The organism is Haemophilus haemolyticus (assembly GCF_001008275.1).
GTDB classification, from domain to species: domain Bacteria; phylum Pseudomonadota; class Gammaproteobacteria; order Enterobacterales; family Pasteurellaceae; genus Haemophilus; species Haemophilus haemolyticus_P.
In genome coordinates this window covers 1-20,102 of the sequence record NZ_LCTH01000032.1, presented here as the reverse complement: position 1 = coordinate 20,102, position 20,102 = coordinate 1, and the positions used below count along the sequence as shown (strand labels likewise).

The window sequence follows — 20,102 nt, the reverse complement described above, 5'->3', positions numbered from 1 at the left end:
AGATAAACTAATTGTGGATGTCGATATGCTAACGGATTTTTCAGGTGCCCGTCAATTGAGCAATATGAAATAAATAAAATGTGATACTGATCCGACCAGATTGGTGATTTATCATTTTTTGATTTTTATCAACAACCATCTGAACCTTTTTTCTTTACACTGAAAAACATCACTTCATTATTCCGGGAGAATATGATTATGGATAAAAATAATCCAAATTTTTTTGCGTTTAATCGCAGACAACTTCTTAAAACCAGTGCCGCTCTGGCTACAGTTTCTCAATTACCCCTTCCTTTCACTTCCAAAGCTGAAACTAAACCGATTGTAGAATCCCCAGAAAAAGTCGTGTGGAATACTTGTCCTGGTAACTGCCACAGTCGTTGTGCGCTTCGTTTACATGTGAAAGATAACGAGGTCTATCGAGTAGAAACGGACAATACTGGCGACGATATTTATGGTAATCACCAAGTTCGCGCTTGTTTGCGTGGACGTTCTATTCGCAGAGTAATGAATCATCCTGACCGTCTAAAATACCCTATGAAACGAATTGGCAAACGAGGAGAAGGGAAATTTAAACGTGTCAGTTGGGAAGAGGCTTATGACACGATTGCAGATAACCTTAAACGTATTGTAAAGGAATACGGTAATGAAGCCGTGTATATTAATTACAGCTCCGGTGTAAGTGCAGGAAATATGCTCCGTTCTGCCGCACCGACTTCGCCCTTTGCCCGTTTGATGAATTGTTATGGCGGTTATTTAAGCTATTACGGCACTTACAGTCGTGCTCAAGTTTCTATGGCTATGCCTTACACTTATGGTTCAAATGAAGGCAATGCAACATCGGATATTATTAACAGTAAGCTGGTTGTATATTTCGGCAACAATCCGATGGAAACACGCATGAGCGGTGGGGGAATTACATATCATCTGGAGCAAGCTCGTGAAATTTCAAAAGCGAAAATGATCGTAATTGATCCTCGTTACACTGATACTGCTGCAGGGCGTGAAGATGAGTGGGTGCCAATTCGTCCAGGTACCGATGCTGCATTGGTTGCGGGAATGGCCTATGTGATGATTAGTGAAAATTTGGTCGATCAAGCATTTTTGGATAAATATTGCGTGGGGTATGATGAAAAAACGTTGCCACCAAGTGCGCCAAAGAATGCTCATTATAAAGCTTATATTCTCGGCTATGGTGAAGATGGTGTCGCTAAAACACCAAACTGGGCTGCCAAAATTACTGGTATTCCAGAAGAAACGATTATTCGACTTGCACGTGAAATTGCTATGACAAAACCTTGTTGTATTGTTCAAGGGTGGGGGATTCAGCGACAATCCAATGGCGAGCTTGCGGTAAGAGCGGTCGCAATGTTGGCTATTTTAACGGGTAATGTGGGAATACATGGTGGTAATTCAGGTGCACGTGAAGATACTTACAAGATTACCAATGTTAAATTTCCAACCTTAAAAAATCCAGTGAAAACGAAGATCTCTGTATTTATGTGGACGGATGCCATAGAAAGAGGTCCTGAAATGACCGCACTTCGAGATGGTGTTAAAGGGAAAGACAAATTAGATGTACCGATTAAATTTATTTGGAATTATGCGGGTAATACCATCACCAATCAGCATTCTAATATCAATAAAACACATCGTATTCTACAAGATGAAAATAAATGCGAAATGATCGTTGTGGTTGAGAATTTTATGACTGATTCTGCTAAATATGCAGATATTTTATTACCAGATTTAATGATCACCGAACAAGCAGATCTCACGCCAAATGAATATGCTGGAAATATGGGGTATTTAATATTTGGGCAACCTGCTACTACAGCTAAATTTGAACGGAAGCCTATTTATGAAATCGCGAGTGAAATAGCCAAACGATTAGGGCAAGATGTCTATGACAAATTTACAGAGGGTAAAACACAAGAAGATTGGGTTAAGTTCTTATATGCAGAAATGATGAAAAAAGATAAGGACTTACCCGATTATGAAAATATGAAGAAAATGGGTATTTTCAAAAAACGTGATCCTAAAGGACATTTTGTTGCGTACAAAGCGTTCAGAGAGGATCCTGAAAAAAATCCATTGAAAACCCCTTCAGGTAAAATTGAAATCTATTCAGAAGCGTTAGCTAAAATTGCTCAAACATGGGAATTGGAAGAAGGGGATGTGATTCATCCATTACCAATTTATCATGCTGGTTTCAACGGTGTAGATGATCTGAAACGCAAAGATTATCCATTCCAAATGATTGGTTTCCATTATAAAGCGCGCACCCATTCTTCCTATGGTAACGTCGATATTTTACAAGCAGCCAATCGCCAAGAAATTTGGATTAATCCAATTGATGCGCAAGCTAAAAATATCCAAGATGGATCAATGATTCGCGTGTTTAATGAAAATGGCGAAGTTCGCATTGCAGCTAAAGTTACGCCACGTATTATGCCGGGCGTGCTTGCTATGCCACAAGGTGCATGGCATAAAGCGAATATGAATGGGGATCAAATCGACCATGGCGGCAGCATTAACACACTGACTACACACCGTCCTTCACCATTGGCAAAAGGTAATCCACAACATTCTAATTTAGTTCAAGTGGAACGCTTGTAGGGAGTGAATAATGAAACAATATGGCTTTTATTTTGATTCGGATCGCTGTACAGGCTGTAAAACTTGCGAATTAGCCTGTAAAGATTACAAAGACTTAGGCACGGATGTAAATTTCCGCCGTATTTATGAATACACAGGCGGCAACTGGAACCAACAAGCAGACGGTTGCTGGCATCAAGATGTGTTCGCTTATTATATGTCGATTTCGTGCAACCACTGCGCAGATCCGGCTTGTACCAAAGTTTGCCCAACAGGTGCAATGCACAAAAACGAAGATGGTTTCGTGATTGTAAATGAAGAAACCTGTATCGGTTGCCGTTATTGCCATATGGCATGCCCTTACGATGCACCGCAATTCGATGCGCAAAAAGGCCATATGACAAAATGTGATGGCTGTTATTCTAGAGTAAAATCCGGTCAAAAACCGATTTGTGTGGATGCTTGCCCATTACGCGCATTAGATTTTGCGCCAATTGATGAACTTCGTGCAAAATATGGCGAACAAGCCTCTATCGCTCCATTGCCACCGGCAGATATCACGCATCCAAATTTAGTGGTGAAACCAAATAAAAATGCCCGCCCAAGTGGCGATACCACCGGGTTCTTAGGCAACCCAAGAGAGGTGTAAGATGAACGCAGGATTACATGAACTTCCATTAGTTTTTTTCACTGTATTGGCGCAAAGTGCGGTCGGTGCGTGGCTTGTTTTTACTTTTGTGCTACTTGGCGAAAAAAATGAGAAAAGCTGCGCTTACATCCACAAAGCCATGTTTGTGGTGTTAGCGTGTTTAGGTTTAGGTTTTATCGCCTCAATTATGCACCTTGGTACGCCGGCTCGTGCGTTTAATTCATTAAATCGCGTAAGCGAATCCATGATGAGTAACGAAATTGCCGCAGGTGCCATTTTCTTTGCGCTTGCCGGTTTCTATTGGCTAATTGCTATCACAGGTAAAATGCCGTCGGCGCTTGGTAATTTATGGCGAATTTTAACCGCACTTGTGGGCGTGGTATTTATGTATGTGATGAATCAGGTTTATCACATCGCCAGTGTACCAACATGGAACACGCCATTAACATCTTGGACGTTCTATCTCACTGTTGCATTAGGCGGTTTGGCGTTATCTTATGCATTATTAATGCCGAACAAACAACGCGATTATCAACTTAATCTCGTGCCAAGCCTCTTTGCCCTTGCTGTATTATTCGCAGCCGTGGTTGCAGTATATCAAGGCTTTAGCTTGCAAGGCATTCATAGTTCCATCCAAAATGCCGCCGCACTTGTGCCGGGTTACGCTATGATGACAGCTGTTCGTTTATGCTTATTAGCCATTGCTGCCTTCCTTTTATTCCGTGCGAAAAATGCAGGATTATTAGCTTGCGCAGTTATTTTAACCTTAGCCGCAGAAGGCATTGGTCGTGTGTTGTTTTATGGATTACATATGACTTATGGAATGGCCATTGCAGGGTAAATTATATGTATGGGCGTATGCGATACGCCCCTACGCTGCAACCAATCCACTAAATTAATAAATACCAAAGTGCGGTCATTTTTTTCGGAGATTTTATGCAAAACACCTTTCAACAGATTTCCCTTTACGGGCGCTTGCTCGGTGCGGCTTTTTATTATGAACCGAGCGATTCACGTCTTGCCGGTATTTTAGATTTTTTTCGGCAATCCACTTGGGCGCAAGAATGGGAAATTGAATGGGATGAAAAAACTCGTGAAAAAACAACCGCACTTATTGCGCAAGGCTTAAATCAAGATCTGAACGATCAATACCAACGCCTATTTATTGGCCCAAACGAATTGCCTGCACCGCCTTGGGGTTCTGTTTATTTAGATTCTGAATGTGTGATTTTTGGTAATTCTTTACTGGCATTGCGTGATTTTCTCCGTCATCATCAAATTTCTTTTCAAGCCGAACAAGATGAACCGGAAGATCATATTGGATTAATGCTAATGCTGGCCGCTTATCTTGCCGAAAATCGACCGTACTTAGTGGTAGAATTTCTGCGTGAGCACTTCCTGATTTGGGCAAACCATTTTTTAACGCAGCTAGCGAACGCTGAAAATGCGCCGTTCTATCAAGGGCTTGCCTTACTCACCGCACAAACCTTGCAGCAGTGGCAAGCTGATTTGCATATTGATGTGCCAAACGTTAGATTCTATCGATAATGAAAAACGAAGCCTATTATCAGGCTTATCTAAGCCACAACCAGATTTCCCGCCGCGGGCTATTCCGTAGTCTCTTCGCTACGGGAGAATCTGCCGTTGTGAGCGAAAAACACCTTCCCCGCCCACCTTTTGCTGCTCGAGAAGATTTATTTACCGCTGTCTGCAATGGCTGTGGCAATTGCGTTGCTGCCTGCCCGAATGGATTGATTCGATTAGAACAAAATCAAGCCATTCTTGAAATCGACTACGCACCTTGTGATTTATGTGGAAAATGCGCCGAAGTTTGTTCCACCAACGCGCTTCATTCTAATTTTCCAGCAGACACCCTACTTCGCCCACAATTTTCTTCAGCCTGTTTAATACTACAAAATCAAACCTGTCCAGACTGCCAAACCGCTTGCCCACAACAAGCGATTACCAGCATGTTAGAGATTGATAATGAACGTTGTAACGGATGCGGAGAATGCAAAATTACCTGTTTTATTGGCGCGATTACACTTAAATAAAAATCCTTCATTTTCCACCGTACTTTCCTTCTAACATTTGACACCCCTAGCCCTTACACCTATTATTCCCTCGTTATTTATTAAGATTTACGGAACAAAATAATTATGGTGAATAAAACCGCTCAACTTAAACAAGCTCTAGAAAATCGTATTCTCATTTTAGACGGTGCAATGGGGACGATGATCCAAAAATATAAACTGACAGAAGCCGATTTTAGAGGCGAGAAGTTTAAGGAAAGTGCGGTTGATTTACGCGGTAATAATGACTTACTGACATTGACTCAGCCACTGCTAATTTCTGCTATTCATGAGAAATATTTAGCAGCGGGTGCCGATATTATTGAAACCAATACTTTTAGTTCAACTACGATTGCTCAAGCGGATTACGACTTGCAATCTATTGCTTATGAACTCAATTTTGTTGGCGCAAAATTAGCGCGTTTGGCCGCAGATAAATATAGCACGCCAGAAAAAACTCGCTTTGTTGCTGGTGTATTAGGGCCAACCAACCGTACAGCCTCCATTTCACCTGATGTAAATGATCCCGGTTTCCGCAATGTGACTTTTATTGAGTTGGTGGATGCTTATGCCCAAGCAACAAAAGGCTTAATCGAAGGTGGTGCGGATTTAATTATGATCGAAACCATTTTCGACACGCTTAACGCTAAAGCGGCCGTTTTCGCCATTGAAAGTGTATTCGAAGAATTAGGCGTAGAATTGCCAATCATGATTTCTGGCACCATTACCGATGCTTCAGGGCGAACCCTTTCTGGGCAAACTACTGAGGCTTTCTATAACTCTCTCCGTCATGCAAAACCGCTCACTTTCGGTTTGAACTGCGCGTTAGGTCCAAAAGAATTACGTCAATATGTAGAACAGCTTTCAAAAATCAGTGAAACCTATGTTTCTGTGCATCCAAACGCGGGCTTGCCAAATGCTTTTGGTGGTTATGATTTAGGGGCAGAAGAGATGGCTGCCCACTTAAAAGAGTGGGCAGAAAGTGGTTTTGTGAACATTATCGGCGGTTGTTGTGGTACCACACCGGAACACATCAAAGCCTTTGCTGAGGCGGTAGAAAATATTCCACCACGCAAATTGCCACAAATCAAAACCGCCATGCGTTTATCCGGTTTAGAACCACTCAATATTGACGATGAAAGCCTGTTCGTGAACGTGGGGGAACGCAATAACGTAACAGGCTCGGCGAAATTCAAACGCTTAATTAAAGAAGACAAATTTGCTGAAGCCATTGAAATTGCCATCGACCAAGTGGAAAACGGCGCGCAAGTCATCGACGTGAACATGGACGAAGCCTTGCTCGACGGCAAAAAATGCATGACCCGTTTCCTCAACATTATGGCGACCGAACCTGATGCAGCCAAAGTGCCAGTCATGATTGACTCGTCTAAATGGGAAGTGATCGAGGCAGGTTTGCAATCAGTACAAGGTAAACCAATCGTTAACTCTATTTCCTTAAAAGAGGGCGAGGAAAAATTTATTCATCAGGCTAAATTGGTGCGTAAATACGGTGCAGCCGTTGTGGTGATGGCATTTGATGAAGTGGGGCAGGCTGATACCGAAGAGCGTAAAGTGGAAATCTGTACCCGTGCCTATAACATCTTAGTCAACCAACTTGGCTTCCCACCAGAAGACATCATTTTCGACCCGAATATTTTCGCCATTGGCACGGGGATTGAAGAACACAATAACTACGGCGTGGATTTCATCAACGCTACAGGTCGTATTAAACGCTCTTTACCGCATGCGAAAATTTCGGGCGGTGTGTCAAACGTGTCCTTCTCTTTCCGTGGAAATAATGTCATGCGTGAGGCTATTCACGCGGTATTCCTCTATCATGCCATCAAACAAGGTATGGACATGGGGATTGTGAATGCAGGACAGCTCGCTATTTACGATGATCTGGATCCTGAATTACGTAATGTGATTGAAGACGCCGTCTTAAACCGCACGCCAGATGGCACAGAACGTTTACTGGATATTGCAGAAAAATATCGCAACCAAGGCAACGATGAAAGTGCGGTGGATTCTGTGGCTGAATGGCGTACGTGGCCTGTGGAAGAACGCTTAAAACACGCTCTGGTGAAAGGGATTACTACGCATATCATCGAAGACACCGAAGAAGCCCGCCAAAAATTGCCAACACCGTTAGAGGTCATCGAAGGCCCGCTCATGGCAGGCATGGATGTGGTGGGCGATTTGTTCGGCGACGGCAAAATGTTTCTGCCACAAGTGGTGAAATCCGCACGCGTAATGAAACAATCCGTGGCGTATTTAGAGCCATTTATCAACGCCACTAAACAAAAAGGCTCCAGCAACGGCAAAGTGGTGATCGCCACCGTGAAAGGCGACGTGCATGACATCGGCAAAAACATCGTAAGTGTGGTGTTGCAATGTAATAACTTTGAAGTCATTGACTTAGGCGTGATGGTGCCGGCGGATAAAATCATTCAAACGGCTATTGATGAAAAGGCGGATATTATAGGCTTGAGCGGTTTGATTACGCCATCCCTTGATGAAATGGAATACTTCCTCGGCGAAATGACGCGTTTAGGTTTAGACTTGCCTGTTTTAATCGGCGGCGCAACCACCTCCAAAGAACATACTGCCATTAAACTGTATCCAAAATATAAACAACACGGCGTGTTCTATACATCGAACGCTTCACGCGCGGTAACGGTTTGTGCGACATTGATGAACCCGGAAGGTCGTGCAGCATTGTGGGAACAATTCAAGAAAGATTACGAAAAAATCCAACAATCTTTTGCCAATCGCAAACCACTGCGTAAACAGCTTAGTATTGAAGAAGCGCGCGCTAATCGTTTCGACGGCTTTAGCGGTGAATGGGCGGATTATATGCCGCCAAAACCAAAACAAACGGGCATTGTGGAATTCAAAAACGTGCCAATTGCCGAGTTACGTAAATTTATCGACTGGTCGCCATTCTTCCGTATCTGGGGCTTGATGGGCGGCTACCCTGATGCTTTTGATTATCCAGAAGGAGGTGAAGAAGCACGCAAAGTGTGGAACGATGCGCAAGTGGTTTTAGATGAATTAGAGCAAAACCATAAACTCAACCCAAGCGGTATTTTAGGTATCTTCCCTGCCGAACGTGTAGGCGATGATGTGGTGCTTTTCTCTGATGAAGAACACACAAACCCAATCGGCACTGCTTATGGCTTACGCCAACAAACGGAACGTGGCAAAAACAGCAAAAGCCCATTTAACTTCTGCTTGAGCGACTTTATTGCCGATCGCGAAAGCGGTAAAAAAGACTGGTTCGGCATGTTCGCCGTTTGTGCGGGTATTGAAGAAATGGAGCTTGTAGAAGGCTATAAAGCGGCAGGCGACGACTACAACGCTATCTTGCTACAAGCTGTGGGCGATCGCTTAGCCGAAGCGATGGCGGAATACCTGCACTTTGAGCTTCGCACCCGCATTTGGGGCTACACGCAAGAGGAATTCGACAATCAAGGTTTAATCAATGAAAACTATGTGGGCATCCGCCCAGCACCCGGCTATCCAAGCTGCCCGGAACATACCGAAAAAGCCTTGATTTGGGATTTATTGGAAGTGGAACAACGCATCGGCATGAAACTCACTGAAAGCTATGCCATGTGGCCTGCCGCTTCTGTCTGCGGTTGGTACTTCACCCACCCAGCAAGCAACTATTTCACTTTAGGTCGCATTGATGAAGACCAAGCTCAGGATTATGCCAAACGCAAAGGTTGGAATGAGAGAGAGATGATGAAGTGGTTGGGTGTGGCGATGAAGTAGGAATCATAAAGGGGGGAAGAATTATTCCCCCTCATACATTTATGACTATTAACAACCTAATCCAAACAATTTAGAAACATCTATTTCTGTAGCACAAGCTGAAATTAAGCGAATATTCCTACACTGAAGAGCAGATCTATTTTGAACCGTAACTTTGGTTAATTGATTCTGCGGAATATTAAATACTTTTTCTATTCTATTTTTAAAAGAGTCACCATCTGCATTTGGTACAACGATATCAATTTTTTTATTATTATGATAGCATCTTAATATGTCATTAAAATGCTCATCAGCATTATTAAATGAATATCCTATAATGACGATATGTTCAGCTTCTTTAATCCACTCTGTTGATTTTGCCCATAATTCAATATATTTATTTGATAACACAGGCTTTAACCTTAAAGGTGGAACTAGCGATGGAATTGTATGGACTTGTTTTGATATATCATAATCATTTAAATTAATACTTGGCGCTATAACATCACGAATAAAATCACTCGGGTTAAGTGATAGTATATTTTCTATGTTCAATAAGTCTCTTGTATCCATTCTTACATATTCTGCCAACCCACCATGAAAGTATATAACATTATTTCCTGTCAATTGATTTTCAAGAAAATAAGTATAATTTAATGTTACTGCTCTAATATCTTTGTGTAATTGACTATAAAATGGTAGACTTAGATTTTTACTAATAACTTCTTGTTGTTTATGTACTAGATAAGCCCATAAAGACCAAGAAATATAAATATAATTCTTAATATCTGCAGGATTTTCATTATAAAACCCTAAAAATTTCTCTATTAATAATGTTTCTATATTTAACAAATCCGCTCCAATTGCCCTAGCAATAGGATTATCACCTTTTAAGCTCATTCTTAAAGTTCGTTTAAGCACTAGCTTAAAAGTGTCAGAAAGAGACAGCTTATGTATATCTAAAATAGAATCACTATCAATAATATCATCTGCATCATCAGGAAATACATCTCTAATTAGGCTTTCTGTTTCTTCATCTAAATAGCTTTGTTCAGCTATCGTTGCTAGTTTTTCAAATAACTTGATTAATAATTGCGCTAACTTCTTATTCTTATCATCATTTTCCTCTAGATTATTGAGTACCTCACGAACTCTCTGAATCATTTGTTTTTGCTCATGAATTTCTCTTGTAGCCACCTTATCTACTGCTCTAGCAATCATATTATTAAAATTAAAACGAAGGCCAGGAATCATCTTACGTAATTCTGAATCAACACAATTATCTTTATTAGCTAGATATCCAGCCACATCTGCAAGTAAAGTATTAGCCAAAGGAAAATCAATTCCCTCTGAACGATCCACTCCAGCTCCTGTTATTAATAAATGTTTTCCCATAAAAGTTCCTTTAGTTAATATAATTTCATATATTTTATCAAATAGAAAAAAGGTTTAACTATATTACATCAAATAAAGCAATGAGTTAAATTAATATAAAATATTCAAGATAGCGCACAGTGCCTAATTTCACTAAAAAACTCACTTCAATCCCATCTATCTCTGTTTGTTCTTAATATTTCCCCTTCAGGGGCTTTGAATATGCTAAAGATTGTATGTGCATGTATATTCTCTATAACTTGAAAGCCCAGTTGCACAATCCCCAATTTCCGTTATCATACGCGCTTTCTTATTTCTCGGAATTTTGTATTTATGAATAAATTAAAGATGGCGTTGTTTGTGGGTGTCCTTGTGAGTTTATTTGCTTGTACCACAACACATCAGCCGAAGAAAACGGTTAAATCTCGATTTTTAAAGAATAATATTAGCCAAGCTGAGTTAAATAATTCTGTTAATTACAAGCCATATCATTATCGTTGTAATAATAAAGAAACTGGGGGAATTTCTCATTTGACGACTTATTTCCCTCTTTCGCGTGAAAGCCGTATGAAAGATAACTTCGGGTTTTATTTCCAGTTAGATAATGGTAAATCGGTGCCTTTTGATCATTCATACACACTGACACTGAATGCGCGCGGTACAAAATTTGAAGTGGTTTATCGTTCGTATGATCCGATTCAAGGAAGTTATGTGGATTTAATCGCGCGATCTCAAAGTTCAATTTACTACAAGAATCAACAAGGCAAGCAAGTTCCTTGGTTGATTTGTAAGGGCGGTTGATTTTTATCGAAAATACTTTTTTACTTTCAGCAAAATGAGAAATTGGAATTAGTTTTCCAATTTCTCTATTCCATAAATCTCTCTTCCTTCTACATCAAATTTCACGCTTATATCAAAGGCTTTTGCAAGATTCGCTGAATTTAGTACCGCTTGTGTTTTGCCCGTTGCAATGATTTTGCCCTTATCGAGCAAAATTACTTCATCACAGTATTTATATGCAAGAGATAAATGATGGATCGCTACAACACAAGTATGCTGTGGCGTGAGCGATTTTAATTGTTCCATCATGTCTATTTGATAATAGGGATCGAGTGGCGCGATAGGTTCATCAGCAAGCAATAGCGGCGCATTTTTGATACAACAACGAGCGAGTTGCACTCGTGCTTTTTCTCCGCCTGACAGTTTTTGAAAGGATTTATTAAGCAAATGTTCTATCGAAAATTTTTGTGAAATCTCCGTAATTTTTGACCGCTCTTTTACCGATGATAATGGCGAATTTAAGCCGAGAGCAATGACATCATAAACCGATAAATCCCAATGGATATTGGTATCTTGCGCCAGATAAGCGAGTTGCTGGCTTTTTTCTGTTGTACTCATTTTGCTTAACAGGCTATTCCCAAAATAAATTTCACCTTTTGCAATAGGTAAAATTCCTGCAATCGTTTTGAGCAAAGTTGATTTGCCCGCACCGTTTGCGCCCATAATACCGATAAGTTTTCCTTTAGGAAGCGTGCAGCTGATGTTGTTTAAGCCATAAGGCTGGGAAAGATTTTCGATTCTAATCATTATCTTGCCAACTTGCGTTGCTCCGTAATTAAAATCCAAATTAAGCAAGGTGCGCCAATGATTGCGATGAGCGTGCCAATATAAATATGTGAGAAGATTGGAATATATTGCACGCAAAGATCTGCAATAAGTAGCAATAATGCGCCAAGTAATGCACTGGTGATGTAAAGTTGTGAAGGGCGTTTTTTTAGTAATAGGCGAGCAAAGTGCGGTGCGATTAAGCCAATAAAACCGATAGTACCTGTTTGCGGAATTGTTGCACCAACTAATAATGCCACGCCAAAGGTCGTGACGAAAAAGCTACGTTTAGGATTCACGCCCATTGTGCTCGCGGTTTCTTCGCCGAAGGTGAGCAAGTCAATATAGCGGCGTTCACGATATAAACAGAACAATCCCAATAATACGATTGGAAGTGAAATGAGCAGCGTATCAAGTTTTGCCCACATAAGAGAACCTTGTAGCCAGCGGTAGAGTTCAGCTAACGCCCACGGGCTTTCTGCGTTCGAAAGTAGCAATGCAACAGCAGCCGAGAGCAACATATTGACGGCTAAACTACTTAAAATCATCGCCGTTGTACCGTGGTTTTTAGCGATTAAATAAACCAATAAAAAACTAGACAATGCGCCAGCCACGCCGCCAATAAGCAATAGACTTAAGGGTACGGAAAAATAGTAAAGCAAAAAGACGCTAGTAGTGGTTGCACCAGCACTACTGCCCAATAATCCAGGACTTGCCAGTGGATTTTGAAATATCCCCTGCATTGCATTGCCTGCTAAAGCAAGGCTTGCACCAGTTAAAATGGCTAGTCCTATGCGAGGCAGGCGAATATCAAGCAATACGAGCGAGCGCATATCCGTGAGCACACCATCGGCATTTTTGAGATGAGCAAAATCGCCGAGCTGATGATAAATCGCAAAGCCGCTAATCAATAGTAACGCGAAGAAAAGTGCGGTATTTAATTTTAGTGTTTTGGTCAATGATTAATTTCCTATGTAATCCAAATATCATTTTAACTGTTGATAAATCTTCTCTGCCCCTTGCCACACGCCGTGATCAAAGCAATAAGTATATTTCATTGGAATACGAAAGTGCGGTCGATTTTTAAAAAGATTTTGCAAAAGCGGATGTTTAAGCAATTCCGCTTGTTCGTTATAACTTTGTTGGTCACTGATTTCAATCAACACGTTTGGTTCAGCTCGTAACACCTTTTCAAGAGAAAAATTTTGTGCTGTAAGTGGTGTTTTTAGCGGGGTTAAGCCTAGCAAGTTAAGTAAAGTGGGATACTGTGGCGTATAAGTTTCTACAATGCCGGTATCTGAAAGTATTAATGTGTCAGTGAGTGATAGATTGAGGCGAGAATCTTGTAATTTAAGTTTATCGATTAAAGATTTCGCATGCGTTTCGTTACCCGTAAGTTTGCCCAAGTGCAATATTAGCCCAAATAATTCTTCTGCTGTTTGTGGCGTGTCATTAATTGGCTCAATTTTTGCCCCGAGTTTTTTTAAATCTGCTACAAGTTGTGGATAAAAGGTTTCATTGATCAGAAACGTTTTATCGAGATAGGGCAATAATGCGGTGAGTTGTGGCTCAAGGGTTGGCTTATCCACATTGAGTTTATCCAACATCATCAAGGGATTTTTAGAATAAGGTGACTGCGCAGCAATTTGCTCAGGGCGTGCAATTTCCGACAAAAGACGATCGCTACAAAGCGTAAGCGAAACGAATTGCTCCGACGCATGCGAAGCCAGAGGCAAGAAAAGTGCGGTTAAAATTAAGCGAGTTTTTTGCATATAGATAATGATACGCTACGCCATCAATAATGTAAAAAGGCGTGCTAAGCACGCCCTTATATGTGGATAATAATTAGAACGATCCTTTTAATCCAACGTAAACATTGCGTCCGTCTTGGCCATAGCCCAGTACGTTTTCGTATTTTTTATTGAATACGTTGTTAAGGTTCGCATAAATCGTCAAGCTATCCGCTACTTTGTAGTCCACGCCTAAGTTTGCCAAGGTGTAAGATGGCAATTTCACTTTATGTGTGCTGTAGGTTGGTGAATAGTAGGTATCCATGCGTTTGCCTGTGTAAGATACATTTACATCCGCACCCAATTTTTCAGTGATTTGGTATGCTAAGCCCGCGTTCGCTAAATGTTTTGGACGACGTGCTAATTCAGCGCCTTTGCTATCTCGAGTTTGCGTGTAGGTGTAGTTAGCATAAGCAGTTAATGCATCGGTAACTTTACCGTTGTAAGCTACTTCAACACCTTTCACTTTACTCTTGCCTTCAAGATTTACTGCGCGGCTTGCATAAGTGGTAAAGTTGATCACTTTGCTACTAATTGCGTTTTTCACGTTACGAGCGAAATAAGTTACATCAAAGCTGTGACGCTCATCATTGGTTTCAAATAAGAAGCCAATATCGCCACCTAAACTTTTCTCAGGTTGTAAATTCGGGTTGCCGATATAGCGCGCGTTGTAACCGTAATATTCAGTGATCGTCGGGTTTTGAATCGCTGAACCAAAACTTGCGTGTGCTTTCACGTTATTGTGTAAACGGTAAGCGCCTGCGATACGGCCAGTCCATGAGTTTTCGTATTCAGAGCTGTCAGTGTAACGGCCGCTAATATTTAAGCTGTGATCTGCATCGTGTAATAGACGATATTCAGCTGCTAAGCTTTTCTCAATAAGTTTTTTATTGCCTGCATTATTGAAATAAGACGAATTGAAATCTGTTTTTTGATAGTCAGTTAAGAAACTTAAACCTTGTGTGAGAGTGCCTTCACGATCGAAATTGACATCTAATTGATAGTTTGCATTGAGTTTTTTCGCATCGTAAGCTGATGTGTAGCCAACGGTATCGCTGTCAGTTTTGAGATGGCTTACACCAACCTTGTGTTTAAGCAATTGATCATCATTACCTAAGAAGCCACTTAATTTGAATAAGGTGTCACGTGTGCGGGTGTAGTGGCCTTTTTCATCCGTTGCGCTGTTATCAAAGTTAGCGGTTTGGCTGCTGTGAGAGGTTAAGAAATCAAAACCTTTTTGATTATCGTCATAACCGAAACGAAGAGAAGCATTATCACGGTGGAATTTGTCGCGTTCGGTTGAACCTCCAGTACTCACTGCTGTGCCATCTTGCGCAGTGTAGTTAAAGCGGTTGTTGCTGAGTGCTGAAATGCCTTTAGTGTGGTGGCTGTCACCGTGTAAAGCATAATAGAAACCGTTGTTTGAACCTGAAAGGGTTAATGAACCATCTACCGTACGATTAGAGCCTGTGCCAAAATCGTAATCGACGTTGAAGGTTTTGCCTTTTTCTAAGCCTTTTTTCGTAGTGATATAAATCACACCACCCATCGCATCACTTCCCCAAAGGGCGGATTGCTCGCCGCGTAATACTTCGATGCGATCGATGTTGCTTAAGGCTAATCCACCGAAATCAAAGCCATAACCAGAAACAGGATTCACTTTCACACCATCAATAATCACTGCAGTGTGGTTTGCATCTGCACCACGTAAAAATACGTTGGTCAATGTGCCACGACCACCAGAGGCGCTCACAGCTAGGCTTGGCACAGTTTTCAATACATCACTCACATAAGTCGCATTACGTACTGCAAAATCTTTTTCTGTTAATACAGTAACAGACGACGCTGTTTGGTGAAGGCTGATAGGGGTTGCGGATGCTGAATACACATTGATCGGCTCAAGCTCGGTTTTAGTTTCAGCTTGTACAAAAGCCGATGCACTCAATAAAAGTGCGGTAGTAATTAAGTTAGTTTTCATTAAGTGGTTCCTCTTTTTAAAAAGTGCGCTATTTTGGCACAATAGAAATTCATTTCCTAGTTGAGAATTTTCATTTACTTTACAAATTCTGTTTATTTTGTAAAAAAATTCGTTTTTTGACCGCACTTTTTCGCTTTTATCCGCCTTGCGTTTTCAAGTATAATGTTTCAAACTATTGAATGAATTATGATGGTTTAGAATTCCTATTTTGAGCTATTTATCTTCTAACATAAATCCACACTTTATCTTCCTCCAGCGTCCTTTAATTGCTTAATTAAATCCTTCAGGAATAACCGTGTCTTTATCGTTTAATTCTTTTTGTAATATGAAACATTCTTTCAGGTAATTTCTATGAAAAAAAATGTATTTCGTCTTAATTTTTTAACCGCTTGTATTTCATTAGGGATAGCATCACAAGCGTGGGCAGGACATACTTATTTTGGTATTAGTTACCAATATTATCGTGATTTTGCAGAGAATAAAGGGAAGTTCACAGTTGGAGCCCAGAATATTGAGGTTTATAACAAGAAAGGGGAATTAGTCGGTACATCAATGACAAAAGCACCGATGATTGATTTTTCTGTAGTGTCGCGCAACGGCGTAGCAGCATTAGTGGGCGATCAGTATATTGTGAGTGTTGCACATAACGGTGGATATAATAGCGTTGATTTTGGTGCGGAAGGACAAAATCCAGATCAGCATCGTTTTTCATATCAAATTGTAAAGAGAAATAATTATAAACCTGGTCAATATGATGGCGATTATCATATGCCTAGATTACATAAATTTGTCACTGATGCTGAGCCGATAGAAATGACAGAAACAATGCATGGAAATACGTATGCAGATCATGCTAGATATCCTGAACGTGTTCGTATTGGTGCAGGTAGACAATGGTGGAGAACCGCTGAAGATCAAGAAAAGGGACGTAATAGCTCATATTGGATTGCTAGTGGTTATCAATGGAGAACTGCTGGTAACACGCATTCCCAAGGTGGGGCAGGTAATGGTACGGTAAATTTAAATGGAGATCTGACAAAACCGAATGATTATGGACCTTTGCCAATCGCTGGTTCTTTAGGCGATAGTGGATCGCCAATGTTTATTTATGATGCAAAAAAACAAAAATGGTTGATCAATGGCGTATTGCAAACTGGTAACCCTTTCTTGGGAGCTGGGAATGGATTCCAATTAATTAGAAAAGACTGGTTTTATGACAATATCTTTGCAGAGGATTTGCCTATAACATTTTTAGAACCAAGAAGTAACGGTCATTATTCATTTACTTCAAATAATAATGGAACTGGTACGGTTACTCAAACGAATGAAAAAGTGAGTATGCCTCAATTTAAAGTCAGAACGGTTCAGTTATTTAATGAAGCATTAAAAGCAGAAGATAAAGAACCTGTTTACGCCGCAGGTGGTGTAAATGCTTATAAACCAAGACTAAATAATGGTAAAAATATTTCATTTATTGACTATGCGAAAGGTGAAGTTACTTTTACTAATAATATTAACCAAGGGGCTGGCGGTTTATATTTTGAAGGTGACTTTACAGTATCTTCAGAAAATAATGCAACTTGGCAAGGGGCAGGCGTACATGTAAGTGAAGGTAGCACCGTTACTTGGAAAGTAAATGGTGTTGAAAATGATCGCCTTTCTAAAATTGGTAAAGGAACGTTACATATTCAAGCAAAAGGTAAAAACTTAGGCTCAATTAGCGTTGGCGATGGTAAAGTAATCTTGGATCAACAAGCCGATGAAAATAATCAAAAACAAGCCTTTAAAGAAGTTGGCATTGTAAGCGGTAGAGCAACAGTTCAACTCAACAGTGCAGATCAAGTTGATTCTAACAATATTTATTTCGGCTTTCGTGGAGGACGATTAGATCTTAATGGTAACTCATTGACTTTCAAACGTATTCAAAATACTGACGAAGGAGCGATGTTAGTTAACCACAATGCAACTCAAGCATCAGACATTATCATTACTGGAAGTGATACTACCAATAATCAAGGAGGCGACTTAACCAATAAACGTGATATTGCTTTTAATGGTTGGTTTGGTGATAAAGATGATACTAAAAATACTGGACGTTTGAATGTTAATTACAATCCACTTAACAAAGATAATCACTTCCTTCTATCAGGTGGAACAAATTTAAAAGGGAATATTACCCAAAATGGCGGTAACTTAATTTTTAGCGGTCGTCCAACGCCTCATGCTTACAATCATTTAAATCAAAATCATGCCAAGATAGAAGGTTCAACGCGAGGAGAGGTCATCATCGATGATGATTGGATTAACCGCACGTTTACGGCTGAAAACCTCCAAATTAAAGGCGGGCAAGCGGTGGTTTCTCGCAATGTTTCTGCAATTAATGGTAATTGGACAATTAATAACAACGCCTCAGCAACTTTTGGTGTGACACCAAATCAAGAAAATTTAGTTTGCATTCGTTCTGATTGGACAGGACTCACTCAATGTAAATCAGAAAAACTGACTAATGAAAAAATCATCAATTCGTTACCAAGAACAAAAGTAAATGGCAACGTGCAGTTATCTAATACCGCAAGCCTCGTTGCATCAGGATTCGTGGATTTAATTGGCAACGTGAATTTAACCGAACAGAGTCGATTTACCTTGAGTAACAACGCAACACAAACAGGAGCATTGCACTTGAGTAATCAGGCAAATGCCACGGTGAATAATGCAACTTTAACTGGCGATGTTCGTTTGAGTAATAACGCTCATTTTAATCTTATTAATACTCAATTTACCCATCAAATAAGCGGTGAAAATGGCTCTCAAGTCAGTTTGGATAATGCGAACTGGACAATGCCAGCAAACACAAGTTTAGGTAGTCTAACACTCAATAATAGTGAAATTACGCTGAATCCAGATTTTGTTACTCAAGCGAACAATAGCCAATTTAATACGTTAACGATCAACGGCAATTTAAGTGGCAATGGGACGTTTAATTATCGTACTTATCTGACCCAGTATTTAGGCGATAAATTACAAATTAATGGACGTGCACAAGGTGACTTTAAGCTTAATGTGCATAATACGGGGGCTGAACCCACAACACTTGAACAATTAACACTAGTTACCCTTAAACAAGCGGTAGATTCAGGCTTGAACTTTACCTTAGCCAATCAACACGTTGATGCTGGTACTTGGCGTTATGAGTTAATTAAAAAAAGGAATGAATACCGTTTATATAATCCGATTAAAGAACAGGAGTTAATTCAAAACTTAACCAATGAAGCTCAAAAGTTAAGCGAATTATTAGCGAAAAAAACGGCATTAACCGAAAAACGTCATGCTCAAGAAGAAAAAGTGCGGTCAAAAAGTTCAGTATTATCTGAAGCATTGCCTGATCAAAGCCATCTCAACACATTAAAAACGGAATTAGCAGCACTTCAACATAACCAAAATGCCGCACAGGAAGTGCAAAATCAGAAAGAAATGGCACTAACCCAAGCACAAGCTACAGTACAAGCTGCTCAAGAAAAAGCACAAACTGCAACCAATGCGTACGAATCCGCTAAAAGCCTAGAAACTGCTCAAGCTTTAGATGAAGCAAATATCGCTTTAGCGACAGCACAGGTGAAAAAAGAGGAAGCTCAAATTGAGTTTGCCACAGCTAAACTGACACAACTTAATCTCACAAAACAGCAACAAGAAAAAGCACTTGCTGTTGCTGAAGAGGAAAAAGTGTTATCTGAAAAAGGGGCATCTTTACAGGCTGAAAAGCAGGCTTTCTATTTTATGGTGTTATCACTTGAAGAAGTGAAAGAGGAGCTTATCATCACAGAAGAACTTCTCCGACAAGCACAAGCTAATAATGCAGAATTGAAAGCGAAAAAAGCATTACTTGAACGCGACTTAGAAGAACAAGCTAATCAAAATAAAGAGGCTCAAACCTTCAAAACTAATCTTGCAGAAACACAGCAAGAGAAAGCAACCGCGGCTCAAGAAAAAGCAAAATCAACAGAGCAAAATAATAGTAGCTTAAGTGCTCTTAATCTGGCGAATCAAGCTGTTATTGCTAAACAACAAGCGGTCGAAAATCTTAAAAATAGCACTAATGCACAAACTCAAGCATTAACGGCAGAGCAAGCAAAAGTCGAACAAGATAAAACGCAAGCAGAGCATCACAAAGCAAATGCTCAACAACGTCAAACCATTGAGCAAACTATGCCAGTTACTGCTCAATTCCGTCAAGAGGAAGCAGAAAAACAAGCGCAACTTGAAGCAGAAAGACAACGTCAAGC

13 protein-coding genes are annotated in these 20,102 nt (G+C 40.3%); 8 read left to right on the top strand and 5 right to left on the bottom strand.

Annotation, left to right across the window (positions count from 1 at the left end):
- Positions 1–198: 198 nt before the first annotated feature.
- The 6 genes from AAX15_RS05000 to metH all read left to right on the top strand — a co-directional run bounded on the left by AAX15_RS05000 (position 199) and on the right by metH (position 9,096).
- The gene (locus AAX15_RS05000; protein ID WP_046939452.1) at positions 199–2,619 is read left to right on the top strand and encodes a DmsA/YnfE/YnfF family dimethyl sulfoxide reductase; all 2,421 of its coding nucleotides are present in this window, start codon (positions 199–201) and stop codon (positions 2,617–2,619) included.
- A gap of 10 nt (positions 2,620–2,629) precedes the next feature.
- The gene (locus tag AAX15_RS04995) at positions 2,630–3,247 is read left to right on the top strand and encodes a DMSO/selenate family reductase complex B subunit (RefSeq protein WP_046939399.1); all 618 of its coding nucleotides are present in this window, start codon (positions 2,630–2,632) and stop codon (positions 3,245–3,247) included.
- Between the two features lies 1 nt (position 3,248).
- Complete coding sequence (locus AAX15_RS04990) at positions 3,249–4,088, top strand: dimethyl sulfoxide reductase anchor subunit family protein (protein WP_046939398.1); 840 nt, start codon at positions 3,249–3,251, stop codon at positions 4,086–4,088.
- A 95-nt stretch (positions 4,089–4,183) separates the two neighbouring features.
- Positions 4,184–4,795, top strand: coding sequence for a Tat proofreading chaperone DmsD (gene dmsD, locus AAX15_RS04985; RefSeq protein WP_046939397.1), 612 nt, complete (start codon positions 4,184–4,186; stop codon positions 4,793–4,795).
- Positions 4,795–5,301, top strand: a complete 507-nt coding sequence (gene napF, locus AAX15_RS04980; RefSeq protein WP_046939396.1) for a ferredoxin-type protein NapF — start codon at positions 4,795–4,797, stop codon at positions 5,299–5,301. Before dmsD ends, napF begins: the two co-directional genes overlap by 1 nt.
- Before the next feature lie 105 nt (positions 5,302–5,406).
- A complete protein-coding gene (metH, locus tag AAX15_RS04975) occupies positions 5,407–9,096 on the top strand; it encodes a methionine synthase (protein WP_046939395.1) in 3,690 nt (1,229 codons plus the stop codon).
- Positions 9,097–9,144: 48 nt separating this feature from the next.
- Here metH and AAX15_RS04970 read toward each other — a convergent pair whose 3' ends face one another.
- Positions 9,145–10,470: a hypothetical protein gene (locus tag AAX15_RS04970; protein WP_046939394.1), complete on the bottom strand. Its 1,326-nt coding sequence runs from the start codon at positions 10,468–10,470 to the stop codon at positions 9,145–9,147.
- Positions 10,471–10,782: 312 nt separating this feature from the next.
- On the opposite strand from AAX15_RS04970, the gene AAX15_RS04965 reads away from it, so the two are divergent.
- A complete protein-coding gene (locus AAX15_RS04965; protein ID WP_046939393.1) occupies positions 10,783–11,250 on the top strand; it encodes a hypothetical protein in 468 nt (155 codons plus the stop codon).
- A 48-nt stretch (positions 11,251–11,298) separates the two neighbouring features.
- Here AAX15_RS04965 and AAX15_RS04960 read toward each other — a convergent pair whose 3' ends face one another.
- The 4 genes from AAX15_RS04960 to AAX15_RS04945 form a co-directional block, all read right to left on the bottom strand.
- On the bottom strand, positions 11,299–12,036 hold the full coding sequence (locus AAX15_RS04960; protein ID WP_046939392.1) for an ABC transporter ATP-binding protein: 738 nt from the start codon (positions 12,034–12,036) through the stop codon (positions 11,299–11,301).
- The gene (locus AAX15_RS04955; protein ID WP_046939391.1) at positions 12,036–13,013 is read right to left on the bottom strand and encodes a FecCD family ABC transporter permease; all 978 of its coding nucleotides are present in this window, start codon (positions 13,011–13,013) and stop codon (positions 12,036–12,038) included. The genes AAX15_RS04960 and AAX15_RS04955 overlap by 1 nt, the downstream gene beginning before the upstream one ends.
- Positions 13,014–13,040: 27 nt before the next feature.
- A complete protein-coding gene (locus AAX15_RS04950) occupies positions 13,041–13,826 on the bottom strand; it encodes a substrate-binding domain-containing protein (RefSeq protein WP_046939390.1) in 786 nt (261 codons plus the stop codon).
- A 73-nt stretch (positions 13,827–13,899) separates the two neighbouring features.
- The gene (locus AAX15_RS04945) at positions 13,900–15,822 is read right to left on the bottom strand and encodes a TonB-dependent receptor plug domain-containing protein (protein WP_046939389.1); all 1,923 of its coding nucleotides are present in this window, start codon (positions 15,820–15,822) and stop codon (positions 13,900–13,902) included.
- Positions 15,823–16,173: 351 nt separating this feature from the next.
- Between AAX15_RS04945 and AAX15_RS04940 the strand changes: the two genes are divergently transcribed.
- Positions 16,174–20,102, top strand: a 3,929-nt coding sequence (locus tag AAX15_RS04940) for a S6 family peptidase (protein ID WP_052749718.1), incomplete at its 3' end; no start/stop codon positions are given.